The 23,495-nt window shown below is 66.8% G+C and carries 24 protein-coding genes; 8 read left to right on the top strand and 16 right to left on the bottom strand.

Annotated elements, in window-relative coordinates:
* Nucleotides 1–10: 10 nt before the first annotated feature.
* From ASG62_RS08410 to ASG62_RS08390, 5 genes are all read right to left on the bottom strand, one after another.
* Nucleotides 11–292 (bottom strand): hypothetical protein, encoded by a 282-nt coding sequence (locus tag ASG62_RS08410; RefSeq protein ID WP_056687781.1) that lies wholly within the window; start codon nt 290–292, stop codon nt 11–13.
* Nucleotide 293: 1 nt separating this feature from the next.
* The gene (locus tag ASG62_RS08405) at nt 294–1,082 is read right to left on the bottom strand and encodes an ABC transporter ATP-binding protein (protein ID WP_056687780.1); all 789 of its coding nucleotides are present in this window, start codon (nt 1,080–1,082) and stop codon (nt 294–296) included.
* Nucleotides 1,082–2,077 (bottom strand): ABC transporter permease, encoded by a 996-nt coding sequence (locus ASG62_RS08400; protein WP_056687777.1) that lies wholly within the window; start codon nt 2,075–2,077, stop codon nt 1,082–1,084. Before ASG62_RS08400 ends, ASG62_RS08405 begins: the two co-directional genes overlap by 1 nt.
* 5 nt (nt 2,078–2,082) lie before the next feature.
* The gene (locus ASG62_RS08395) at nt 2,083–3,120 is read right to left on the bottom strand and encodes an ABC transporter substrate-binding protein (protein ID WP_056687774.1); all 1,038 of its coding nucleotides are present in this window, start codon (nt 3,118–3,120) and stop codon (nt 2,083–2,085) included.
* Nucleotides 3,121–3,182: 62 nt separating this feature from the next.
* On the bottom strand, nt 3,183–4,499 hold the full coding sequence (locus ASG62_RS08390) for an O-acetylhomoserine aminocarboxypropyltransferase/cysteine synthase family protein (protein ID WP_056687772.1): 1,317 nt from the start codon (nt 4,497–4,499) through the stop codon (nt 3,183–3,185).
* A 668-nt stretch (nt 4,500–5,167) separates the two neighbouring features.
* On the opposite strand from ASG62_RS08390, the gene ASG62_RS08380 reads away from it, so the two are divergent.
* A complete protein-coding gene (locus ASG62_RS08380) occupies nt 5,168–6,205 on the top strand; it encodes an isopenicillin N synthase family dioxygenase (protein WP_056687767.1) in 1,038 nt (345 codons plus the stop codon).
* Between the two features lie 255 nt (nt 6,206–6,460).
* On the opposite strand, the gene ASG62_RS08375 is transcribed toward ASG62_RS08380, so the two are convergent.
* From ASG62_RS08375 to tauA, 4 genes are all read right to left on the bottom strand, one after another.
* Nucleotides 6,461–6,682 (bottom strand): hypothetical protein, encoded by a 222-nt coding sequence (locus tag ASG62_RS08375; protein ID WP_056687764.1) that lies wholly within the window; start codon nt 6,680–6,682, stop codon nt 6,461–6,463.
* An 88-nt stretch (nt 6,683–6,770) separates the two neighbouring features.
* On the bottom strand, nt 6,771–7,622 hold the full coding sequence (locus tag ASG62_RS08370) for an ABC transporter permease subunit (protein WP_413814193.1): 852 nt from the start codon (nt 7,620–7,622) through the stop codon (nt 6,771–6,773).
* Nucleotides 7,623–7,627: 5 nt separating this feature from the next.
* Nucleotides 7,628–8,416 (bottom strand): taurine ABC transporter ATP-binding protein, encoded by a 789-nt coding sequence (locus ASG62_RS08365; protein WP_056687758.1) that lies wholly within the window; start codon nt 8,414–8,416, stop codon nt 7,628–7,630.
* 173 nt (nt 8,417–8,589) lie between these two features.
* The gene (gene tauA / locus ASG62_RS08360) at nt 8,590–9,600 is read right to left on the bottom strand and encodes a taurine ABC transporter substrate-binding protein (RefSeq protein ID WP_056689321.1); all 1,011 of its coding nucleotides are present in this window, start codon (nt 9,598–9,600) and stop codon (nt 8,590–8,592) included.
* A 601-nt stretch (nt 9,601–10,201) separates the two neighbouring features.
* Between tauA and ASG62_RS08355 the strand changes: the two genes are divergently transcribed.
* The 6 genes from ASG62_RS08355 to ASG62_RS08330 are packed head-to-tail and all read left to right on the top strand — an operon-like array spanning nt 10,202 to nt 14,780.
* A complete protein-coding gene (locus tag ASG62_RS08355) occupies nt 10,202–11,047 on the top strand; it encodes a transporter substrate-binding domain-containing protein (RefSeq protein ID WP_082536852.1) in 846 nt (281 codons plus the stop codon).
* Between the two features lie 11 nt (nt 11,048–11,058).
* The gene (locus tag ASG62_RS08350) at nt 11,059–11,700 is read left to right on the top strand and encodes an amino acid ABC transporter permease (protein ID WP_056687756.1); all 642 of its coding nucleotides are present in this window, start codon (nt 11,059–11,061) and stop codon (nt 11,698–11,700) included.
* A complete protein-coding gene (locus ASG62_RS08345) occupies nt 11,697–12,359 on the top strand; it encodes an amino acid ABC transporter permease (RefSeq protein ID WP_056687753.1) in 663 nt (220 codons plus the stop codon). Before ASG62_RS08350 ends, ASG62_RS08345 begins: the two co-directional genes overlap by 4 nt.
* Nucleotides 12,356–13,144, top strand: coding sequence for an amino acid ABC transporter ATP-binding protein (locus ASG62_RS08340; RefSeq protein WP_056687751.1), 789 nt, complete (start codon nt 12,356–12,358; stop codon nt 13,142–13,144). The genes ASG62_RS08345 and ASG62_RS08340 overlap by 4 nt, the downstream gene beginning before the upstream one ends.
* Complete coding sequence (locus tag ASG62_RS08335; RefSeq protein WP_200944627.1) at nt 13,141–14,370, top strand: DUF1116 domain-containing protein; 1,230 nt, start codon at nt 13,141–13,143, stop codon at nt 14,368–14,370. Before ASG62_RS08340 ends, ASG62_RS08335 begins: the two co-directional genes overlap by 4 nt.
* Complete coding sequence (locus ASG62_RS08330; protein ID WP_056687746.1) at nt 14,367–14,780, top strand: RidA family protein; 414 nt, start codon at nt 14,367–14,369, stop codon at nt 14,778–14,780. Before ASG62_RS08335 ends, ASG62_RS08330 begins: the two co-directional genes overlap by 4 nt.
* A 66-nt stretch (nt 14,781–14,846) precedes the next feature.
* Here ASG62_RS08330 and ASG62_RS08325 read toward each other — a convergent pair whose 3' ends face one another.
* A complete protein-coding gene (locus tag ASG62_RS08325; RefSeq protein WP_082536851.1) occupies nt 14,847–16,211 on the bottom strand; it encodes an aminotransferase class III-fold pyridoxal phosphate-dependent enzyme in 1,365 nt (454 codons plus the stop codon).
* Between the two features lie 125 nt (nt 16,212–16,336).
* Here ASG62_RS08325 and ASG62_RS08320 point away from each other — a divergent pair, with 125 nt between their 5' ends.
* Entirely contained in the window at nt 16,337–16,996 is a 660-nt protein-coding gene (locus ASG62_RS08320) for a TetR/AcrR family transcriptional regulator (RefSeq protein ID WP_056687744.1), read from the top strand.
* A gap of 1 nt (nt 16,997) precedes the next feature.
* On the opposite strand, the gene ASG62_RS08315 is transcribed toward ASG62_RS08320, so the two are convergent.
* The 6 genes from ASG62_RS08315 to ASG62_RS08290 all read right to left on the bottom strand — a co-directional run bounded on the left by ASG62_RS08315 (nt 16,998) and on the right by ASG62_RS08290 (nt 23,417).
* Nucleotides 16,998–18,059 carry an extracellular solute-binding protein gene (locus ASG62_RS08315; protein WP_056687741.1) on the bottom strand — a complete coding sequence of 354 codons (1,062 nt, stop codon included), beginning with the start codon at nt 18,057–18,059 and terminating at the stop codon, nt 16,998–17,000.
* 18 nt (nt 18,060–18,077) lie between these two features.
* Nucleotides 18,078–18,887 carry an ABC transporter permease gene (locus tag ASG62_RS08310; protein ID WP_056689317.1) on the bottom strand — a complete coding sequence of 270 codons (810 nt, stop codon included), beginning with the start codon at nt 18,885–18,887 and terminating at the stop codon, nt 18,078–18,080.
* Entirely contained in the window at nt 18,880–19,836 is a 957-nt protein-coding gene (locus tag ASG62_RS08305; RefSeq protein ID WP_082536850.1) for an ABC transporter permease, read from the bottom strand. Before ASG62_RS08305 ends, ASG62_RS08310 begins: the two co-directional genes overlap by 8 nt.
* Entirely contained in the window at nt 19,833–20,948 is a 1,116-nt protein-coding gene (locus tag ASG62_RS08300; RefSeq protein WP_200944626.1) for an ABC transporter ATP-binding protein, read from the bottom strand. The genes ASG62_RS08305 and ASG62_RS08300 overlap by 4 nt, the downstream gene beginning before the upstream one ends.
* Nucleotides 20,949–21,102: 154 nt before the next feature.
* Nucleotides 21,103–22,275 (bottom strand): serine hydrolase domain-containing protein, encoded by a 1,173-nt coding sequence (locus ASG62_RS08295; RefSeq protein ID WP_056687738.1) that lies wholly within the window; start codon nt 22,273–22,275, stop codon nt 21,103–21,105.
* A gap of 41 nt (nt 22,276–22,316) precedes the next feature.
* Nucleotides 22,317–23,417, bottom strand: a complete 1,101-nt coding sequence (locus ASG62_RS08290; RefSeq protein WP_056687735.1) for a class II histone deacetylase — start codon at nt 23,415–23,417, stop codon at nt 22,317–22,319.
* Nucleotides 23,418–23,495: the final 78 nt, after the last annotated feature.

The raw sequence follows: 23,495 nt of genomic DNA, 5'->3' as shown, positions 1-23,495 counted from the left end.
CCCCCTCCGTTCAGCGGCGCTTCAGGCCGTCGGAAACGAGGCCGAGGGCGAGGAGGCCGATGCCGGTCCAGAGCAGCACCGCCGAATAGCGCCGGATGCCGAACGTGTGGCCGGAGGTGCAGAGGGCCTGTGCGAGCGAGCAGCGGTCGCTGGTCATGAGGGCGCAGGGCGCGGCCTCTGCGTAGCTCATGTAGTTGCCGTCCACGACCTTCGTGTAGACCACCGCCCACCAGGCGACGGCGACGAGGAACGCCAGGAGTCCCGCCAGCTGAAGGCCGGTCGTCAGCCTCATGCTAGACATCCCCGGCAAATCCCAGCCGTTCCAGCACCTCCTGCCGCAGCCGCACGAGGTCGGCGTCGTCGCGTCGTCGCGGATGCGGCTTCTCCACGGGGATCTCCGCCACGATGCGTGCCGGCCGGTCGGAGAAGACGACCACGCGGTCGGCCAGGAGCAGGGCCTCCTCCACGTCGTGCGTGACGAGAAGCGCGGTGAAGCCCGACCTCTTCCAGAGCGCGATCAGCTCGCGCTGCATCGTAAGGCGTGTCAGCGAGTCCAGCTTTCCGAAGGGCTCGTCGAGCAGGAGGAGCGCTGGATCGTTGACCAGCGCGCGGGCGATCGCCACGCGCTGCGCCATGCCGCCGGAGAGCTGGTGCGGATAGGCGGTGGCGAAGGCGTCGAGCCCGACGAGCTTCAGGGCGTCGTCGATGCGATGGCGCTCGCGCGGCAGGAGGCCTCGGGCCTCCAGCCCGGTCGCGACGTTCTTCCAGACGGTGCGCCAGGGAAAGAGCGTCGGGTCCTGGAAGACGAGGATGCGCGATGGGTCCGCCCCCTCGATCGGCACGCCGTCCTCCGTCAGGCGCCCGGCCCGCGGGCGTTCCAGCCCGGCGGCGAGGCGCAGGAGGGTGGACTTGCCGCAGCCGGAGGGGCCGAGCAGGGCGACGAACTCGCCGGGCGCGATGTCGAGATCGATGCCGGACAAGACTTCCAGGCGCCGGCCGCCGAGATCGTAGTGATGCGCGACCCCTTCGATCGACAGGCCGATCGCGGCGCGATGCTGTGGGGGCTTGGCGAGCGCCGACATCAGATGAAGCCCTCCCGCCATCCGAGGACCCGGCCGCGCACGGTGAAGAGCAGCTTCACGATGCCGGCGCAGAGGAGCGCCATGATGATCAGCGTCGCATAGACGTTGGCATAGCCGGAATAGGCCGTCTGGAACTGGATGTACCAGCCGAGGCCGTACTTCGCCCCCAGCATCTCCGCGACGACGAGAACCGCGAAGGAGTAGTAGAGGCCCATGAACAGGCCGACGAAGACATGCGGCAGGCAGCCGGGAACCGCGACCTTGAAGATCAGGAACTGCTCGTCGGCTCCGAGCGTCTTGGCGACGTCGTAATAGGCGCGGTCGATGGCGGAGACGCCGGCGGCGGTGAGGATGGCGAGTGGAATGCCCGCCGACAGGGCGACGATGAAGATCGAGGCCTGGAAGGTCGTCGGGAAGAAGTAGAAGGTGACGGGAATCCAGGCCGTCGCCGGCACGGGGCCGATGAGCTTGAGAAGGGGCATGCCCCAGTAGCTGAAGCGCGCGGACCAGCCGAGCGCGATCCCGAGCCCGAAGCCCACGATCACGCCCGAGGTGAAGCCGAGAAGCCAGAGGCGCAGCGTGTAGCCGATGCAGACCAGAAGCCGGGCGCCATCGGTGACGTAGACGTTGAGCAGCCCGTGCGGCGGCGAGAAGAAGGGCTTCGGCAGCCAGCCGAACTTCGCCGTGGCGAACTCCCAGAGGGTCAGCCAGACGCCGATCGCGACGAACCAGGGCCCGTAATGGCGCAAGGTCCGCCCGACCCGGCCGAGACGGTCGACCACCAGCGACAGGACCGCGAAGACGACGGCGGCCCCGCCCGTGATCTGTGCGAAAAGGCCGGCGCTGCCCCAGGGGACGACGTCGGGCAAAGCCAGCGTGACGATCGCGCAGGCAGCCCAGCCGGCCGCCGCGAGGGCGCCGGCATGCCAGATGCCGTGAAAATCGGACTTGAACCGGATATCGCCGGACCCGATCGTTCGAACCGCCTCGCTCATGAGGATCAGCTCAGGATATCGACGGTGACGCGCTCGGCGAATTCCTTGGGGTCCGTCGTCTCCTCCAGGACCTTCACCAGCTTCAGATCCTCGGCCGAGCGCTGGATCTGGTCGATCAGCGGTCGGCCGATCGGGTGATTGTGCGTGACGAGCCCGCCGATCACGGCGGTGAGATCGGGAAGGCTGAGCCCGGCGGGCTTCAGCGCTTCCAGATACCACGCGGCGACCTCTTCGACATGGCCCGTCACATAGTCGTGGATCTCGATATTGGCCTCCGCGAGCCGCCGGACGGCGTCGCGGTTCTCGTCGAGATACGGCCCGTTCGCGCCGAGAACGCAGCAGGTGTGGTCCTGGTAGACGCCGGTCTGGGTGTCGGCGAGCTTGATGAAGTCGAACTGCTTCTCGATCGAATAGGCCCAGGGGTCGAGATGGGCGGCGATGTCCGCATCGCCGCGGTTCACGGCCTCGCCGACCAGCTCGAAGGGCACGACCTTCCAGGTGACGTCGGCTTCCGGGTCGATCCCGGCCTTGGCCAGCGTCACCTGGAAGGCCACCTGCGGCGGGGCGCCGATGCCGTAGGTCGCGATCGTCTTGCCCTTCACGCCGGCCAGATCGGTCACGCCCGATGCCTTGGAGGCGAGGAGGCGCTGGCAGCCGCCATGCGAGCCGACGAAGAGCTTGACGTCGAACCCCTGTTCCAGCGGCTTCAGCCAGTCGCCGATGAGGCCGGCCCCGACATCGGCCTTTCCGGTGGCGAGCGCCTGGATCAGCGTCTGGCCGCTGGCGCCCTGGTAGAAGAGTTCGACGTCGAGATCGTGCTTCTCGTAGAAGCCCTTGGCGACGCCGAAGCCGAGCGGGGCGTGGCAGGCCGCGACCTCGGTCCAGGCGAGGCGGATCTTCGAGGGATTGCCCGCGATGGCGCGCCGCATGCCGAGCGATCCGGCGATCGCGGTCCCGCCGGCGACGAGGCCGACCCCGGCCGCCGACTTGATCAGGGACCGGCGGCTGAGGCCGCGCGTGCCGGCGGGACTGTCGGTCGTCATGGGGTCTTCCTTCGGGCGCGTCTTGGGGGAGCGGGAGGCGGCAGGCGGGGTGATGGCGCGGGTCAGGCGAAGACGAGCGCCTGCTCGATGTCGGCGATGATGTCGTCGGGATGCTCGATGCCGATGGAGAGGCGCACGAAGCCGGGCGTCACGCCCGTCGCGCGCTGCTCCTCCTCGCTCAGCTGCGAGTGGGTCGTCGACGCCGGGTGGATCGCCAGCGAGCGGGCGTCGCCGATATTGGCGACGTGATAGAGGAGGCGCAGCTGGTCGATGAACCGGCGGCCCGCCTCGCGCCCGCCCGCCAGCTCGAAGCCCAGAAGCGCGCCGTAGCCGCCGGTGAAGAGGGCGTCGGCCCGCCGCCGCGGCTCGCCGCTCTGGAGGCCGGGGAAGATGACGGCGGAAACCTTCGGATGGCCGCTCAGATGGTTCGCGACCGTTATGGCGTTGGAATTGTGCTGGCGGATGCGCAGCGGCAGGGTCTCGAGCCCCTGCAGGAGCTGGAAGGCGTTGAACGGCGAGAGTGCGGCTCCGATGTCGCGCAGGAGCCGGACGCGGGCGCGAAGCGCATAGGCGATGGGGCCGTGGGCCTTGGCGGCCTCCGTCCAGACCGCGCCGTGATAGGTAGGATCGGGCTGCGTCAGGAGCGGGAAGCGCGCCGCATGCTCCTCCCAGGGGAAGTTTCCGCCGTCCACGATCACGCCGCCGATCGAGGTGCCGTGCCCGCCGATATACTTGGTCGTGGAATGAACGACGATCGCCGCGCCGTGATCGAACGGGCGCGCGGTGATGGGCGCGGCCGTGTTGTCGACGACGAGGGGCACGCCGAGCTCGCGCCCGATCCGGGCGACCTCGGCGACGGGAAAGACGTTGAGCTTCGGGTTCGGCAGCGTCTCGGCGTAGTAGGCGCGCGTCTTCCCGTCGGTCGCGCGGCGGAAATTCTCCGGGTCCGCCGGATCGACGAAGCGGGCCTCGATGCCGAACTGCTTCAGCGTCGTGGCGAAGAGCGTCCAGGTGCCGCCGTAGAGGTCGGTGGAGACGACGAAATTGTCGCCGGCCTCGGCGAGATTGAGGATGGAGAAGGCGGAAGCCGCCTGTCCCGATGCGACCGCGACCGCCGCGACGCCGCCCTCGAGCGCGGCGATCCGCTGCTCCAGCGCGTCCACCGTCGGATTGTTGACGCGCGAGTAGATGTTGCCAAGCTCCTCCAGGGAGAAGAGCCGCGCGGCATGGTCCGAGTCCTGAAACTGGAACGACGTCGTCTGGTAGATCGGCACGGCGACGGCGCCCGTCGTCGGATCCGAGCGATAGGTTCCGCCATGGAGCGCCAGCGTTTCGACGCGGCGAGGGGCTTCGACGGTGCGGGCGAGATCGTCGGGCATGGGCTCATCGTCTCCAGATGTTTCGGTCGGGCGCGGGTCGTCGGGCAATGCCCGGAAGGACGGACCGGTCGGAAGGCGAAAGGATCGGGGCCGCGCCCCTCACTCCTGCCTCGCGATGTCGTGACTCATTCTGGCGGCAGAGGCGGGCTCCGACGAGACAGCCATCTTCCGTTCCGAAGTGCCGAAGCGAACGCGAATTCTAAAAGTACACAAATCCGATAGATAATTTTGTGCCGGGCCGGCTTCGGCGCGTGACGGGCTGCGTGCGCCTCGGAAGCGCGTCTCCGCCTATCGGAAGTCCACCGTGTGATCTCGGAAGCCGTCTCGCTCGCACGGGCGCGGCACCGGGTGAATGCGGGATGCGTCGAAGGGCGGGCGTGCTTTTCCCTCGGACAGATCGCCGCCTTCGTCAGCGACATTCTCCAAATCGGCCGCGAAATGGATGAAGTTTTCTTAATCTACTATCCGGATGGACTTAAGGTCCGATGACGGGCGGACCGCCCCTTCGCAGCTTGCCGTTTGCGGAGGCCCGCCGCTCATGAGGCTGGAGACAAACGGTCCCGACCCCGCGGCCCGTGGCGGGCGCGCCTTGTCGTCCATCACCGCGATCACGCGCCATCCACCAGGACGGCGAAGCCATCCGACATCGGCCAGAGGAGGAAAACCCGATGAACGTGCACGTCTCAGCTCTGCCCACCCTCGACATCTCGCGCTTCCACGGGACGCCCGGAGAGCGCGGCCGCTTCGCCTCCGATCTGCGCCGAATTCTCTACGACCACGGCTTCTTCTATCTGACCGGCCACGGCGTCGATCCCGATCTCGTCGCCTCCGTCCTCTCCGCCGCCAAGCGCTTCTTCGCCCTGCCGGCCGAGGAGAAGCTCGCCATCCAGATGGTGAAGTCGCCTCACTTTCGCGGCTATAACGGGCCGGGACTGGAGCGGACACGGGGCGAACAGGACTGGCGCGAGCAGCTCGACGTCAACACCGAAGGCGAGGCCGTCGCGATCGGCCCGGACACGCCGCCCTGGAACCGGCTGCTCGGCCCGAACCAGTGGCCGGAGGCGCTGCCGGAGCTGAAGCCTCTTCTCCTGCGATATCAGGCGGAGGTCACGCGCATCGGCATCGACCTTTTGAAAGCCTTCGCCGCGGCCCTCGATCAGGACGAGGACGTCTTCGCGCCGATCTACGAACCGCAGCCCTCGCAGCTTCTGAAGATCATCCGCTATCCCGGCCGCGATCAGGCGGGGTCCGACCAGGGCGTCGGCGCGCACAAGGACGGCGGCCTCGTAACCGTGCTTCTGCAGGACGTGACGCCGGGGCTTCGCGTGCGCACCGAGGACGGCGTCTGGATCGACGCGCCGCCCGTGCCCGGCACCTTCGTCATCAACACGGGCGAGCTTCTGGAGCTTGCGACGAACGGTTTCGTCAGGGCCGATGTCCATGGCGTCGTCACGCCGGCGGCGGGAACCGAGCGGTTCTCGGTCGCCTTCTTTCTCGGCGCCCGCTACGACGCGACCGTTCCCGTCATCGATCTGCCGCCGGAGCTGAAGCGCGAGGAGCGCGGCGTCAGCGTCGATCCGCTCAATCCGATCTTCCGGGAGGTCGGCCAGAACCATCTGAAAAGCCGGCTTCGGTCGCATCCCGACGTCGCGCGCGCCCATCACGCCGATCTCCTCGTGCCCGGATCGCCCTTCGCTCCAAGCTGAGAGCCCAAACGGAAATTCGGCGGTTGAGGATCGGCGAGTGATTTTTGGGTCTCGCGAGGAGGCGAAGGCGGCCGATATCTTGTGATATCGGCAAGTCCGACGACAAAGCGAGGCGCGAAAAGCGCCGCCGAGCCGACCCGTCCGAGTTTCGGTTTGGGCTCTAAAGGGTCGACGGGCCTTCGAAGCGGTGGCGTTCGCGGGCTGGCCGATGGCCCGCGGCGTCACTCTTGCGCGTCATCGACCGTGGCCGCCCGGTCACGGATGCAGCGGGAACGACCGTTCGCCTTCCTCATGCTGCCGAAGGGCGCCGTCGATCTCGGCATTGCGCACGCCGAGCTCGCGTCGGATCACGTCGTAGCTGAAGCCGGCATCCACCATCGCGACGATCCGCCGGCTGCCGTGACCCTGCGGCGCCGGATGCGGCCGGCGACGGGCGAAGCGCTTCACGTTCCAGGTGATCAGTCTCGCGATCTTCATTGCGCCCTGTCGCTTCCTGTCCGTCACGCGAACGAGATTGGAATCTTGGTCTGTCTCCCGGCGCTCCCGTCGCCTTTCCGATGAAGTCTCAGCTTTTTCCCCGCCAGGGCACGAGGCTGCGCTCCAGAAGCCGCATTGTCGAGGAAAAGGCGAAGGCGCAGACCGCGATGATGCCGATGCCGACGAAGACGACGTCGGTGGCCAGGAAATGCGAGGCGGACATGACCATGTAGCCGATGCCGCGATTGGCCGCGATCAGCTCGGCCGCCACCAGCGTGCTCCAGCCGACGCCGAGGGCGATGCGGATGCCCGTCAGGATTTCGGGCAGGGCCGAGGGCAGGACGATGTCGAGGAAGAGCTGGCGCCTGTTGGCGCCGAGCGTCAGCGCGCCGTTGACGCGCTCCAGCGGCAGCGAGCGCACGCCGGCCTGCGCGGAGAGGCAGATCGGCGCGAACATGGCGAGCACGAGGAGCGTGATCTTCGAGGTTTCGCCGATGCCGAGCCAGATGATCATCAGCGGCAGATAAGCCAGCGGCGGCAGCGGCCAGTAGAACTCGATCGGCACGTCGAGCACGCCCTTGGCCGTCCGGTTCAGCCCCATGAGGAGGCCGAGCGGAATGCCGAGCGAACAGGCGATCAGCGCGGCCGTGACGATGCGCGTCAGGCTGGCCGAGACATGGCTCCAGAGGGAAGCGCCGGCATAGCCGTCGGCGGCGATGAGGACGGCCTGATCCACGACCTCGCCCGGGCTCGGCAGGAAGAGCGGCGACACCAGCCCGAAGCGCGAGACGAGCCACCACGCCGTGACGATGACGACGGCGGTGACGAGGCTGATCGCCTTGGTCGGGCGCCCTTCCGCGCCGAAGCCGCGCAGGCGCACGAGGCGCGGCTGGTCTGTCGTGGCCGCCGCGTCCGAGACGGCGTGGTAGCGTTCGGCGATGTCGATCATGCCGCAAGGCTCCGCGCTTCCGGCCGGTGGATGATGCCGCGGATCTCCTCGGCGAGCGCCGTGAAGTCGGGCCGGGTCGCGATCGCATGCGCCGCCCCGTCGCGGACGAAGCTTTCGACGAAATCGGTCTTGTAGCGCGCGACGATGCGGCCGGGACGGGGCGACATGACCACGACCTCGGTGCCCAGAAGCAGCGCTTCCTCGATGGAATGCGTGATGAAGAAGATGCGCTTGCCCGTCCGGTCCCAGATGCGCGCGAGAAGCGCCTGCATCGTCTCGCGAGTCATGCTGTCGAGCGCGCCGAAGGGCTCGTCCATGAGAAGGATGTCGGGGTCCGTCGCGAGCGCGCGGGCGATGCCGACCCGCTGCCGCATGCCGCCGGACAATTCGTAAGGGTGTGCGCCGCCGAAATCCTCGAGCCCGACGAGCCGCAGCAGCTCCGCGGCGCGCTCGCGGCGCTCGGTCCGCCCGACGCCCGCGAATTTCAGCCCGAGGGCGACGTTGTCCGATACGGACGCCCAGGGCAGCAGCGTGTCTTTCTGGAACACGACGCCCCGATCGGCGCCCGGCCCTTCGATCGGGCGTCCGTCGAGGGTGATCGAGCCCTCCGAGACCGGCAGGAAGCCCGCGATGGCATTGAGCAGGCTGGACTTGCCGCAGCCGGACGTTCCCAAGGCCACGACGAACCCGCGTTCGGGAATGTCGAGCGAGACGCGGTCGAGCGCGTGGACGGTTCGGCCGTCCCGGCCTTCGAAGTGGATGGTGACGTGATCGACCTTCAGCATGGCCGGTATCCTCGAAGGTTTGGATGGGGGCGGGCCGCGCTCGGGAGGAGACGCGCGGCCCGCGGCTGCGCCTTTGAGTTTGTCAGGGATAAGTGGAAACCGGTTATCCCGAAAAGACAAACGACAACAAAGGAATCGAGAGCCTGTCTGGTTCAGTATGAACCTGACAGGCTCTAGTTCGTGAGGGCCACCGCCGATGGCGTGACGAACGCAGCGTAGCTGTCGAGGACCTTCGAGACCTTGCCCTGGTCCTTCAGGAACTGGGCGGTGTCCTTGAGGATCTTGGCGGCGCCCGAGGCCTCGCCGCCGCCGAGCCAGGCGGCGGAGGCCTGCGTCTCGGCGGGCAGAAGGTTGAGGTTCTTCAGGGCCGCGGCCTGCTGCTCGGGCGTGCCACCGAGAAACTGCGCCAGCACCTTGGCGTTCTCGCTCGTCGGTCCCCAGGCGGCCGGGTCCTTGGCAAAGGAGGCGTAGGAGGCGTTCACGACGCCGGCGAAGGCCTTCAGGAAGTCCGGGTTCTCGTCCGCGAACGATCCGGCGGCGACCCAGGCCGAGAAGGTGGGCGAGCCTTTCTCGGCGACCTCCTTCGAGGTGATGAGAACCTTGCCGTTCTTCTTCAGCTCGCTCAGCGCGGGGTCCCAGACGAAACCGCCGTCGATATCCCCGCGACTATAGGCGGCCACGATCTCCGGCTGGGGAATGGCGAAGACCTCGACGTCGGATTCGCTGAGGCCGAGGCTCTTGATGAGGGCGAGGAGCTGATAATGGTCGGTCGAGACCGGGGCCGCCGCGAGCTTCTTGCCCTTCAGGTCGGCGAGCGAGGAGATGCCGGAGCCGTCGCGCACGACGAGCGCTTCGTCGGTGCCCGAAATGGAGGCCAGCTGGAAGGCGCGAACGTCGAGGCCCCGCGAGGTCGCCGCCGCGAAGGGGCTCGATCCGACATAGCCGACCTGCACGTCGCCGGAGGCGAGCGCGGCGAAGATCTCGGCACCGGAATCGAACTTGCGGAAGTCGATCTCGTAGCCCGTGGCCTTGGCGAACTCGCCATTGGCGATCGCGACGGAGGAGGGGAGGGCATCCGTCTGGTAGGCGACGGTGACTTTCTTGTCCGCGGCCTCGGCGCCGAAGGCCCCCAGAAGCGCGACGGAGCCCACGAGGGCGGCCAGAAACAGGTTCGCGGTCTTCATCGTCATTCCCCTTCAAAGACGAGCATCCCCCGAGATGCCGCGCCGTGCCATGTCGCCGGATGGACGACCTTGCCGAAGGATGAACGCCTGCCAGACAGCCGAACAGATAAATCTATCCATGAAATAGACAATTAGCGGACGATTATTGCGACCTTTCGCAAGGCGTTCGCCGTCGGCTGAACATGAGCCCGCGATTGGGATCATCAGCCGTTGCCGGTTAGGACCGCGGGCCGAAGAGCGGTGATCGCGGTGATGTCGCTCAGGAGCGTACGAGGCCGGTCCGTTCTTCAACCAAGCGAGCGACGAAGACGCAGAAGCCGGCGATCTCATCGAATGTGGCGGCGCGCTGGATGAACGAAGTCGAGCGATGCGGCAGGAGGATGGCGAAACGCGACAAAACTTTTGCGAAGAGACCGAGGCTCGACGCTTCGCATCCTGCGGGCCCGTCGGAATGAGATGGAAATTCCCGGTGCGGGCCGGATGATTGGAAAAGGAAAGCTTTCAAGCGGGGGCCGATAGCTGATCCTATGACTGTCTCAGAGACGAACCTGCTTGCGGGTCCGCTCCGTTCTCGATGGCAGGTTGGGTTCAGGTGAGTATCATGCAGATGCGAAATACCGTCGGCGCGCGTTCGTTGCCCCGCCTTTCTTTGACGGCCTTGGCCGTCGTCTCCCTGTTTGGCTCCGCTTCGGCGGCGTCGCTCGACGAGATCAAGGCCCGCGGTCATCTGACGGCGGTGACGGAAGACGATTTCCGTCCCTTCGAGTTCGTCCAAGATGGCAAGCCGACCGGCTTCGATAACGAACTCTTGGAGAAGCTTAACGAACGCGGGCCGATCGAGGTCCGGCAGGAGATCATTCCGTTCACCGGCCTTCTCGCCGGTGTCGTCAGCGGCAAGTACGACGCAGCGATCACCGGGCTTCTCATCACCAAGGACAGGCAGAAGTCCCTCGATTTCACGGTGCCGATCGCCGAGGCCACCATCTACTACGTCAAACGCAAGGGTGACGATCGCATCAAGTCCGTTGCCGATCTGAACGGCTTGAGCTTCGGCATCCAAGCGGGCAGTGCCATGTATCAGCGCCTGCCCGAACTCGAAACGCTGCTGGCCAAGACGAGCGGCAAGCTTGGCAAGGCCGAACAGTACACGTCCTACCCCGAGGCCTATCAGGATCTCGCGCTCGGCCGGACCGACTATGTGGTCAACAACATCATCGGCTTGCAGACGCTGCTGCGCGAAAAGCCAGACGTCTTCGAAATCGGGGAGCCCGTTTCAAGCAAGACCTATGTCGCATGGGCCGTGGCGAAGGGAAATGACACCCTTCGCGCCTATCTCGACGAATTCCTGAAGGAGCAGCGCCGGAACGGTACGATCGAGGCGCTGCAGACGAAGTGGTTCGGCACGACGTTTCCTGATCTTCCGGACGGTTTCGTTTCGGAATACTGACGCGGTTTCCCGTGACCACCGGCGGTTTCTGGTCCCTTTGCGAGGGCGGCCTCGTCACGGTGGCGCTTGGCATCTGTAGCATTCTCTGTGGGTCGCTCCTCGGACTTTTGCTTGGCCTGCTCCGATGGCTGCGCCCGCCTTTGCTGACGCCGCTGCTTGTCGCCTGGATCAGTCTCTTGAGGGCGACGCCCCTTCTGACCCTGACGCTTTTGATCTTTTTTCTCGCGCCGAACGTCGGCTTCGACATTCCGGCGTTCGGCGCGGCGGTGCTTTCGATGAGCTTGAACACGTCCGCCTTCCACGCGGAAATCTGGCGCGGCGTCTTGAATGCCTTTCCAAAGGAGCAGATTGAGGCGGCGCGGGCGGTCGGCATGCATCGGGCATTGATGATCCGCCGCATCGTGCTGCCGCAGGCCGTTCGCGTGGCGCTCCCGGCGCTGGTAAACGAGATGACGGTCATCGTGAAGAACAGCCCGGCCGTCGCCATCATCGGGCTTGTCGATCTCACGCGGGCAGCCGTCCGGATCGGCGCGGAAACCTACGAACCCCTGCCGCCGCTTCTTCTAGCGCTCGGTTTCTACATTGCGATCGTCGCCTCGCTCGTGCTCACGCAGCGGCGGCTGGAGCGCGGACAGAGGTATCCAAGCCTATGATCTTTCAAGGTATCGATGTCGTATGGGATCACCGAGACGAGCTGGCAGCGGGCTTTACCAACACTCTGGCTTTTGCGATGCTCGGCTTCGCCGGCGCGCTGGCGCTTGGCATTCTCCTCGCTATCGTCCTCATGAGCCGCTTTCGCGTCGCCGCGCGGATCGTTTTGCTCTTCGTGGCTCTGATGAGGTGTTCGCCGTTTCTGCTGCTCGTCTACCTCGTCTACTACGCCTTGCCGCTCTATGGCCTGCGGCTCGACAATTGGACTGCAGGCCTTTTGACCCTCGTCGTGTACAATGCGGCCTATGTCGCCGAAGCGCTGAAGGGCGGCTGGCTTGGCGTTCCCAAAGACCAGATCGAAGCGGGTGAAGCGTTCGGCCTTTTCGGGTTGCAGCTGACGCGCCGTGTGGTGCTGCCGGCCGTCTTTCTCTCGACGGTTCCGACACTTGGCAATCAGGCGATCCAAGTGGTGAAGGACAGCTCGTTCCTCGCCATCATCGCGGTCCCGGAATTGACAGCCGTCTCCAACAGCATCCAATCCAACTATTACGTCCCTTTCGCCGCATTTCTATCGGCGATCGTCCTCTACTGGATCATCTGTCTAGGCGTGGAAACTTTCGTCGCGATCTACGATCGACGCACCAGGCGCTACCGCGGATGAGGTCGTCTTCGCCTGTTCCCCTCCTGTCGCTTGCGGGTCTGTCCAAGCGTTTCGGCTCTCAACTCGTTCTGGATGGCATCGATCTCGATGTCGCGGAAGGAGAGACCGTCTGCATTCTGGGACCATCAGGGTCCGGCAAGTCCACACTGCTGCGATGTGTGAACTGGCTCGAGCGGCCCGATTCCGGAGCCGTGACGCTGGAGGGGCAACCTATCGGCATCCGGCCGGATGGCCGTTTCTTGTCGGACCGGCAGCTATCGCGCCTGCGCACCCGACTCGGCATGGTCTTCCAAAGCTTCGCTCTCTGGCCGCATCTGACGGCGATCGAGAACGTCATGGAGTCGCCGCTTCACGTCCAGCGGCGAGCGAAGGCAGACGTCCGCGTGGAAGCCGCCGCCCTGCTCGATCGCGTCGGGTTGTCGGGGAAACATGATGCCTATCCCTCGGCACTGTCCGGCGGGCAGAAGCAGCGCGTCGGGATCGCCCGCGCCTTGGCGGTGCGCCCGCCTATCATCATGTTCGACGAGCCGACGTCTGCACTCGATCCCGAACTCGTGGGGGAGGTGCTGAACGTCATGCGCGACTTGGCAAAGCAAGGGCAGGCCATGCTGGTGGTGACGCACGAGATGCATTTCGCGAGGGAGGTCGCGGACCGCATCGTCTTCATGGACGAGGGCCGCATCGTAGAGACGGCGCCGCCGGAAGTGTTCTTTACCCATCCTCGGACCGAGCGCGCGAGATCGTTTCTGGCCCGGCACAGGGCACAGACCGGTGGCGCAGCGTGAGCGCGAACGCCATTGCCCTGGAGCGCATCGCGGGCGCTCGCCCGATCCTCTCGGGCTTGGAGCGCGCCGGATCAGCTCTCGGTCTTGCCGAAGGGCAACTCGGACATGCCGGGCCGCCATTCTGTTCGCTGGACGAAATTCCCGCGACGGTTTTTAACGCGCTCGCGGGGGCCGTCCTGCATGAGGGCTGGGCCGGCACGCTCTCCGAGGCCGGATCGCTGATCCGAAACGGGAAGATCGGCCTCAAATCGAACCATGACCTCGGGACGGTGTCCCCGATGGCCGGGGTTGTTCGGCCGAGCCAAATCGTCTTTCGGGTGCACGACGGCGCCGGTTCAGCCGTCACCTATGCAACGCTCGCGGAGGCGGGGCGCAAAGTGCTTCGCTTCGGCGTTTACGACGAAACGGTCGCCGCGGGCCTGCGTTGGCAGGACGAGGTTCTCGCCATTGCGATCGCCGAAGCGATTCCCGAGGGAGGCCTTGCGATCCTGCCGCTCCTTGACGATGCCGTCGGCCTTGGGGACGACGTCCATCAGCGCAACATCGGCGGCATGCTGGCCTTCGTTCGGTCTCTGCGAGGACTCGACGGGGCGGTCGCGGAATGGCTTCTTGGAAACCCGCAACACTTCCTCAATTATGCCATGGCCGCCGCCAAGCTCTGTCTCGATCGCGCGCAAGGTATTCGTGGATCATCGCTTGTCACGGCGATCTCCCGCAATGGCGTCGATTGCGCGATCCGCATCGCTGGCGCTGGAGGTCGGTGGTTCCGCGCGCCCGCGACGGTTCCGGACGGCGCCTTTTTTCCGCCCTTCGACCGCAAGGACGCCCAGCACGATCTCGGCGACAGCGCGATCATGGAGGCATACGGATTGGGCGGAACGGTCGCGCATGCCGCGCCGGAGCTGGCTCGGGCGATGACGTGCGATTGGGGCGAAGCACGCGAGGCGGGCCGAGACATGCGGCGCCTATTCGTCGACAGAAACCAAAGAATAACCCCGGTTCTCGCAGGTCGCGACGGCATTGGGCTCGGCTTGGACGCACGTCGTGTCGTTGCCGAGGCCAGGAACGTGCGAATCCACACCGGCATCGCCCACCGGGACGGGGCAACGGGTTGGATCGGTGTCGGGGTCGCCGAGGCACCGCTGGCCTGCTTCGAACGAGCGGTGGCCGAACTCGATTTCTCTGGCGAAACCGCTTTTCTACCCCATCCGAAGGAAACGCCATGAGCCGGATCGTCCATCACATCGTTCCCGATGCCAGCCCGCCGCCGCCCTCCTCGCTGTGGTCGCATGCCGTGGAGGCGGGTGGCTGGCTCCATGTCACGGGTCAGCTTCCCACGGACCCCGACGATCCCGAGGCGCCCCTCAGCGACGGTATCGTCGCGCAGGCTGAGCTTTGCTTCGAGAACCTCCGCCGCATTCTCGCGCACACGGGATATCGCTTCGCCGATGTCGTGTTCGTTCGAATCTACCTCAAGGAGTTCGAGCGCGATTTCGCGGCGTTCAACGGCGTCTACGGCAGGCATTTCGGTGCGACCGGCCCCTTGCCCGGCCGCACCACGGTCGGCGTTTCGGCCCTGGGGCGTCAAGCCCTGGTCGAAATCGACCTCGTCTGCTTTCGAGACGACCGCGCCTGAAATCCCCCGGCTTCGGCAGAGCGATCGCTGCCGAAGCCGGGGGGTGCCGAGGCCCGCGCGTTGTGGTCAGATCCGACCGAGGGCCTCTTCGAACGCGTCCACCATTTCATCGACCTCGCCGGTTCCCAGCGTCAGCGGCGGCGAGATGATGAACGTGTCGGCAAGGTTTCGGATGAGGACGCCGCGCTGGCGGCAATGGTCCGCGATGCGCGCGCCGACATTCTGGCCGAGATCGAAGGGCTGCTTGGTCTCGGGGTCCGAGACCAGCTCGACGCCGATCATCAGGCCGAGACCGCGCACGTCGCCGAGAATGGGGTGCCGGGTCTGCACGTCCTTCAGCCGCTCCAGGAAATAGGCGCCGACGCGGCCGGCATTGTCGGGCAGGTTCTCGTCCGCGACGATGCGGATATTGGCGATGGCGGCCGCGCAGGCAAGGGGATGGCCGGCATAGGTGTTGCCGTGGAAGAAGGCGGCGGGGCTGAACTGCGCGTCGTCGTCGGTGATGAAGGCGTCGGCGACCTTGGCGTTCATCATCGTCGCGCCGAGCGGCACGTAGCCGCTGTTGATGCCCTTGGCGAAGTTCATGATGTCGGGCTTCACGCCCCAATGCCGCGAGCCCATCATTGAGCCGAGGCGCCCGAAGCCGGTCACGACCTCGTCGGCGATGAAGAGGATGTCGTGTCGGTCGCAGACCTCGCGCACCAGCGGCCAGAAATTGGCGGGCGGAACGATGACGCCGCCGGCGCCCTGCACGGGCTCGGCGATGAAGGCGCCGACCGTCTGCGGGCCCTGGTAGAGGATCTCGCGCTCCAGAAGCTCGGCGCAGAGGCGCCCGAGCGCCTCGTGGTCGTTCGTGAAGGGATTGCGGTAGAGATGCGGCGTCTCGACCTGGAAGAAGCCGGGCACCAGGGGCTCGTAGGCCTCGCGATAGGCCGTGGTGCCGTTGGAGGAGAGCGCGCCGAGCGTCACGCCGTGATAGGCGCGCTTCAGCGAGACGATCTTGGTGCGCGTCGGCTGGCCGCGCTGGCGCCAGTACTGGCGCACCAGCTTGAAGGAAGCCTCCGCCGCCTCCGAGCCGCCGGAGGAGAAGAAGGCCCGCACCATGCCCTCCGGCGCGGTCATCTCGCAGAGGAGATCGGCGAGCTCGACGGCCGGCGTGACGGTGGTGCCGCCGAAGACGGAATAGTAGCTGATCTTGTCGAGCTGGTCGCGGATCGCCGCCTTGATCTCCTCGCGCCCATGGCCGACGTTGACGTTCCAGAGCCCGGCCTGTCCGTCGATGTAGCGCTTGCCCGTTCGGTCGAAGACATGGACGCCCTCGCCGCCGACGATCTCCAGCGGCGGGTTCTTCGCCAGATGCGTCACGTTGGCGAAGGGGTAGAGCATGGAGCGGGTGAGCGTGTCGTTGTGGTTCTTCGGGCTGTCCAGCATGGCGGTGGTCGACCTTGTTGTGGAACGAGACGGTTGTGGAACGAGACGTTTGGGGCGGAAGGCTCGGCAGTTCGTCGTCGAGATCGGATCGAGGGAAGGCTAAGCCGGACGTGAAATTCAGTCAAATGACCAAAAACGATGATCGTCCCGAAATCCCGGCATCGCCGCCCGTGTCGGTCCGCACGCCGAAAAGCATCGAGACCCGGGCCCGGATCATCGAGGGCGCGATCCGCACGCTCGAAGAGCATGGCATCGGCGACGTCACCACGCGCCGGATCGCCTCGGCCGCCGGCGTCCAGCTGGCGACGCTGCACTATCATTTCGACAGCAAGGAAGCCCTTCTCCTCGCCGTTCTCGAAGCGCTGAACGCCGACATGATCGAGCGCGCGCTGCGCATGGTGGCCGGCGCGGGCGACCTCGACACGCGGATCGCCGAGATCGTGCGCGCCTCCTGGCGCCATGTGTCGGGCACGCGCGGGCGCCAGATCGCCCAGATCGAGCTGACGCTCTACGCGCTGCGGACGAAGGGCAGCGAATGGCTCGCCGCCCGTCAGTACCGCAGCTACATCGGCGTCTATGCCGATCTCCTGGCGGTCGGCGACGAACTGCCGGCGGACCGTCGCCAGGAAATCGCCGAGGCGCTCGGCCGCTTCGTGCTCTGCGGGATCGACGGGCTGATCCTGCAGGTCTTTTCGCTGCAGGACGAGGCGGAGGCCGAGGCCGGCCTGGAGGCGCTGGTCGACGCCTCCAGGGACTATCTCCGCCGGCTGAAGGCCGGGCCCTGAGCTATTTCTGCAGCTCGGTCCAGATCGCCGTGTAGAGCTTCTGCGCCTCCGGCGGGCAGACGAGCTGGAAGGAGCCGGCGGCGACGAACTCCTCCGGGATCTTGATCTCCGGCGCGTCCTTCATGTCGGCCGGCATGAAGGCTTCCGAGCCCTTCACGCCGTTGGCATAGCGCGCGAAGGCCGAGATCAGCGCGGCGTTCTCCGGGTCCATGATGAAGTTCTGGAAGAGCTTGGCGTTCTCGACGTTCTTGGCGTCCTTGAGGACGGCGACGCTGTCCTGCCAGACGACGTAGCCCTCCTTCGGATAGCCGTAGGCGATGGCCGGGTTCTGGAGGCGGGCGCGGAAGGCCGTGCCGTTCCAGTCCGTCCCGGCGCCCATGTCGCCCTTGATGAACTTCTCGATCGTGGCGTAGTCCATCGACAGCCAATAGGGCTTGGCCGCCGTCAGCTTGTCGCGGACCTTCTTCAGGATGGTCTTGTCGGCCGTGCAGGGCTGGCCGCCGACATAGCGAATGGCGAGCGTCATCACGTCGGTCATTTCGGGCAGGACGTTGATCTTACCCTTCAGCTCCTCCGGCGGGTCGAGAAAGATGGCGGACGTGTTGATGTCGCCCTTGTAGAGCGAAGTGTTGACCGTGATGCCGGTCGTGCCCCACTGCCAGGGAACGGTGTAGTGCCGGCCGGGATCGAAGGGCACGTCGCGCCAGCGCTCGTCGACATTCTTGAAGTTCTCCATCTCGTCCGGCCGGGTCTCGGTCAGAAGGCCTTCCCCGATCCAGATCGGCACGAAGTTCGCCGAGGGCACCACGATGTCGAAGCCGTGGCCGCCCGCCTTCACCTTGGCGAGCGCGGTGTCGTTCGAGTCGTAGTCGGTGACCGTCACCTTGACCTGATACGCGGCCTCGAACTTCTTGATGAGTTCGGGATTGGTGTAGTTGCCCCAGTTGTAGATGTTGAGCTCGCCCGCGGCCTCGGCCGGAACGGCGGCAAGGCTCGCGCCCGCCGCGATCAGAAGGCCGAGCATCGGGCCCTTCACGGCCCCCGTTCTCTTGCGAATGGACATGCGGTCGCTCCCAGGCTGTCAGGATTTCGGGCGGGTGAGGAGGTAGCTCGCGGTCACGACGAGGATCGAGAAGGCGAGAAGCAGGGTGGAGACGGCGTTGATCTCCGGCGTCATCCCGCGCCGGGCCTGGCCGAGAAGATAGGTGGGCAGCGTCTCCTGCCCGCCGGACTTCACGAGTTCGCTGATCACCACGTCGTCGAGCGAGGTGACGAAGGCGAGCATGGCGCCGGCGACGATGCCCGGCGCGAGCAGGGGCAGCGTGACATGGCGGAAGGCCTGGATCGGCCGCGCGTAGAGATCGGCCGCCGCCTGCTCCAGCACGGGGTCCAGCGACTGGAGCCGCGCGCGGATCGGCAGATAGGCGAAGGGAATGCAGAAGGCGGTGTGGGCGGCGATCAGATAGCCGAAGCCGGTATAGCCGGTCGCCACCTTGATCGCGGCGAAGACGATGAGAAGCGCGATGCCGGTGACGATCTCCGGCACGATCAGCGGCTGGTTGATCGCGGCATAGATCGCGGTGCGTCCTCGAAACGGGCGCCCGCGCGCCGTGCCGAGCGCGGCGAGCGTCGCCGCGATCGTGGCGAGAACGGTGGCGAAGGCCGCGATCAGCAGCGAATTGAGCGTCGCCTCCTGGATCGCCTGATTGGCGAGCGCAGACTGGTACCAGCGCAGCGAAAGCCCGCGCCAGGCGGCGATCGAGTCGCCCGCGTTGAACGAATAGGCGACCAGCACGACCATCGGCGCGTAGAGCAGCGCGAAGACGAGAACAGAGGCGGCGGTGAATCCGGGAATGTGCCGGACGTCGAAACGGGCGGTCGCGTCAGCCATGGCGCGCGCCTCCCTCGCCGGCCGCCGCCGAGCGGACATAGACGATGAGGGCGATCATCACGAGCACGAGAAGCGCGATCGACAGGGCGGAGCCGAGCGGCCAGTTGCGCCCCTGCCCGAACTGAAGCTCGATCAGGTTGCCGATCATCAGCTGGCGCCCGCCGCCGAGCACGCGCGGCGTCACGTAGGCGCCGAGCGAGGGAATGAAGACGAGGATGCAGCCCGCCACGATGCCGGGCTTGACGATCGGCAGCGCGATGCGGGTCAGCGCCGCCCAGCGCGTCGCATAGAGATCGTAGGCCGCCTCCATCAGGCGGAAGTCGAGCCGCTCGATCGTCGCATAGACCGGCAGGACCATCAGCGGCAGATAGACGTAGACCATGCCGATCATGATCGCGGTGTCCGTGAAGAGGATCTGGATCGGCTGCTGGATCAGCCCCGCCTTCAGGAGCAGCGAGTTGAGCACGCCCTCGTTGCGGATCACCTCGATCACCGCGAAGGTGCGGATGAGGATGTTGGTCCAGAAGGGCAGCGTGATCAGGAAGAGGTAGAAGCCGCGCCGCCGCGGGGGCCGCGTCGCGATGAACCAGGCGACGGGAAAGCCGAGCAGGAGGGTCGCGACGGTGGTCGCCAGCGACAGCCAGAGCGAGCGCAGGAAGATCGAGAGATGCGCGTCGGCAAGGGTCAGCGTGTCGTCGAAGATGTCGCGCTGGAAGACGACCTGCACCCAGCCGTCCGTGGAGAAGGACCAGACGACGCCGCCATAGGGGCCGGGCGAGAGGAAGGAGTAGACGAGGACGACGAGGAGCGGCCCGAGGCTTGCGAGAAGGATGATCAGGAGCGCGGGCGCGGAAAGAAGCCAGCGGGCGCCGGAATGCCGGCTGACGGGCACAGGCCCCTTCGCGGCGGCCGCTTCCTCCGGCACGAAGGGAAAGGCCGCTTCGCTCATGGCGCCTCGGCGAGCAAGGTCGCCGCCCCGTCTGCCATGACGACCTCCAACGGCGCGCCCGGCTCGGGCGGCGCGGCCGAGCCGGGGCCGTTCGGCACGCGCACGAGAAGGGGCGCGGGACGACCGGCGAAGCGCAGGAGGACCTTCGTGTCCGCGCCGCCGAAGACGGTGCTCTCGACGATGGCGGGCAGTCCCGTGCCGGACCCGGAGGGCGCGAGACGCAGATGTTCCGGCCGGACGACCAGCGTGGCCTTGCCGGACGGTGGCAGGCCGTGGCGCCAGGGAACGCGCGCGCGGCGCTCGCCGGCCACCAGAACCTCGGCGACGGCGCCCTCGACGGCGAGGACTTCGGCTTCGAAGAAATTGGTCTCGCCGATGAAGTCGGCGACGAAGCGGCTCTGCGGCCGGTCGTAGATGTCGCGCGGCGTGCCGACCTGGTGCACCCGGCCGGCGCTCATCACGGCCACCCGGTCGGACATGGCCATGGCCTCGTCCTGGTCGTGCGTGACGAAGACGAAGGTGATGCCGGTTTCGGCCTGGAGGCGCTTCAGTTCGACCTGCATCTCGCGGCGGAGCTTCAGGTCGAGCGCCGAGAGGGACTCGTCGAGGAGAAGCACCTTGGGGCGCGGCGCGAGCGCACGGGCGAGCGCCACGCGCTGCTGCTGGCCGCCTGAAATGGCCGAGGTCATGCGGTCGCGCATCGGCTCCATGCGCACCAGCCGCAGCATCTGGTCGACCGTCGCGGCGATCTCCGCCTTCGGACGATCGAGCATCTTCAGCCCGAAGCCGATATTCTCGGCGACGGTCATGTGCGGGAAGAGAGCGTAGTTCTGGAAGACGGTGTTGACCGGCCGCTTGAAGGGCGGAAGGGCCGCGATGTCGGCGCCTTCGAGCCGGATCTCGCCGGTGGTCGGAAACTCGAAACCCGCGATGAGCCGGAGAAGGGTGGTCTTGCCGCAGCCGGAGGGGCCGAGAAGCGTGAAGAACTCGTTGCGCCGGATCGCGAGGCTCACATCGTCCAGCGCGGTGAAGACCGTGGCGCCGAAGCCGAAGGTCTTGGAGATGCGGCGGATCTCCACGGCGGCGGACAGGCCGGCATCGACGGCGTTCAAGAGCCTCTCCCTCCGCGAGGAACATCCGGCTTTTCGCACCCACCTGCTGCCAAGCGATGCAGTTGCAGGCTAAGCACAAAATCTCGGCACTACAAGTCGATCGACCAAAAATTCCGAAGGTGCACCGGCGCAGCGTCGTGCGCCGGAACGGCGTTCAGAGCGCCCGGGCGATGGCGTGGAAGCTTCGCACCGTCGCGAGCTTGATCGCGTCGTCGAGCGGCAGGGCCTGCGAGGCCAGACGCACGATCACGGTCTCGCGGGTCGGATCGATGAAGATCCACTGTCCGTGAATGCCGATGGCGCAGAGGCAGTCGTTCTCGTCTCCGACCGCATACCATTGGCTGCGATAGCGCGCCTCCGGCATGGATTCGACCGGGTCCTCCGCCGCGAGCCAGGCCTCCCGGCTGCCGCCGCGCCAGAGATCCTCGACGAAGGCGGCGGGAACGATGCCGCCGCCGCCGCGCCGGACGAGATCGCCGAGCCGGGCGAGATCGCGCGCCGTCGCCGAGACGCCGCCGGCCGCGCGCGCCGCGCCGCGCCGGTCGAGCGTGACGGAGGCGTCGTCCCGCGCGCCCATGGGCTGCCAGAGCAGCGTCTGGAGCAGCGTCGCATAGGGCGCGCCGCCCGCCCGCTCGACGATGATGCCGAGAAGATCGGCGTTCGGCGAGGCGTAGTGAAAGCGCGTGCCGTGCGCATGGTCCTGGCGCCGGAGGGTGGCGAGGAAGGTCAGGAGATCGCCCTCGGTCGCGCCGGGCGGGCAGGGGTTCCAGAGCATGGCGCGGCGATAGCGCGCGAAGGCGCCGTCCGGATCGAGATAGCTTTCCTCGAAATCGAGGCTGACGGCCATGTCGAGCACGTCGCGCACGCTGGCCGAGCCATAGGCCGGGGACGCCGCCATCTCGGGAACATAGGTCGTGACGGGCGCTTCCGGATCGAGGAGGCCTTGCCCTTCGAGAATGCCGGCGAGGAGCGCGGTGATCGACTTCGAGACGGAGAAGAGGAGATGCGGCTCGGCCGGGTCGCTGTCGGGCGCCGCCCAATGATAGGCCGCCCGCCCGCTTTTCCAGACGAGAAGCTCGTCGGCACGGGTGGCGGAAAGGAGCGAGGCGAGGCCACCCCGTGCCCCGCCGGGAAGCTCGACGTCCAGCCCGTCCAACGCGCCGCCGGGCGCATCCGGCTCGGCGCCGCCCGTCGTCGGCGCCCGGACGCGCGCGGACGGCACGAGTTCGCGCACGTGGCGGAAGCTCCACCGGTTCTGCGGCGCTTCCCGCCAGTTGGCGAGACCGGTGCCGGCGGGCCGGCCGGCGTCGAAGGCCGATGTCGTCATCTCGCATTCCCCTTTGGCATCGCCATGTTCTGGCCGGACCGTCAGCGGAGGGCCTCGACGAGATCGGCCGCCTTCATGATCTCGGCCTCCTGGTGGGGGCGGAGCGTCTGGCCCTCGTAGGCCTGGAAGACCGGCAGGAAGGGATCGTCGACGGCCGAGCGCCAGCCGGAGAGTTGCTCCATCACCGCCAGCCCGCAATAGGGCACGTAGGAGGAGGAGTAGCCGCCCTCGTGCGACATCGCGAGCCGCCCGCCGCACAGCTCGTCCGCCGCCTCCATCAGGAGGCGCGTCATCTCGCGATAGGTGCCGCTGTGGAGCATCATCCGGCCGAGCGGATCGACGGCGGCCGCGTCGAAGCCCGACGGCACGACGATGAGATCGGGCCTGTAGCGCCGCAGCGCCGGCAGCACCACGCGCTCGAAGGCCGCGAGATAAGCGCCGTGGCCCGAGCCGGCGGGCAGGGGCACGTTGATGTTGTAGCCCTCGCCGGCGCCCGTGCCGCGCTCTTCGCGAAGGCCCGATGCGTGCGGATAGAGCCGATCCTGGTGCAGCGAGATCGTGAGGACCGATGGGTCGTCGTAGAAGACGGCCTGCGTGCCGTTGCCGTGATGGACGTCCCAATCCACCGTCGCGACGCGCGAAAAGCCGTGGACGGGCTTCAGCTTGGCGATGGCCAGGGGAATGTTGGCGAAGAGGCAGAAGCCCATGCCGACCTCTGGCTCCGCATGGTGGCCGGGCGGGCGCACGAGCGCGTAGCCGTTGGCGATCTCGCCCTTCAGCACCGCGTCCATCACGGCCGTCGTGCCGCCCACCGCCTTGCAGGCGATCTCGTAGCTGCCGGCGCCGAAGGGCGTCAGCGGGCTCGCGTCGCCTCCGCGTTCGGCGCTCATGGCGCGGATGCGCTCGACATAGGCCCGGTCGTGAACGAGGGCGAGGTCTTCGGCGTCGATCTCGACGGAGGAGATCGGCGTCAGCCGGTCGAGAAGGCCGGAGACCTCCATCAGGTTGCGGAAGCGCCGCTTGGTCTCGGCATTCTCGAAATGCTGGCCGGGCTCGATCGTCAGGCCGGGCGGGAAGAGGCCGGCGGCATTGCCGGTCTCGTGCCAGAGGTAGAGCTCGTGGAAATTCCAGCCTGTGGCCATCTCGTCCTCCCGAGAGTTTGTCAGGGATCAGTGGAAATCGGTTGTCCCGAAACGACAAGCGACAACGAAGGAATCCAG

Origin of the sequence: Aureimonas sp. Leaf427 (genome assembly GCF_001425485.1) — a bacterium.
GTDB lineage: Bacteria > Pseudomonadota > Alphaproteobacteria > Rhizobiales > Rhizobiaceae > Plantimonas.
The sequence above is the reverse complement of the archived record's forward strand: the minus strand, read 5'-3'. Positions and strand labels throughout refer to the sequence as shown.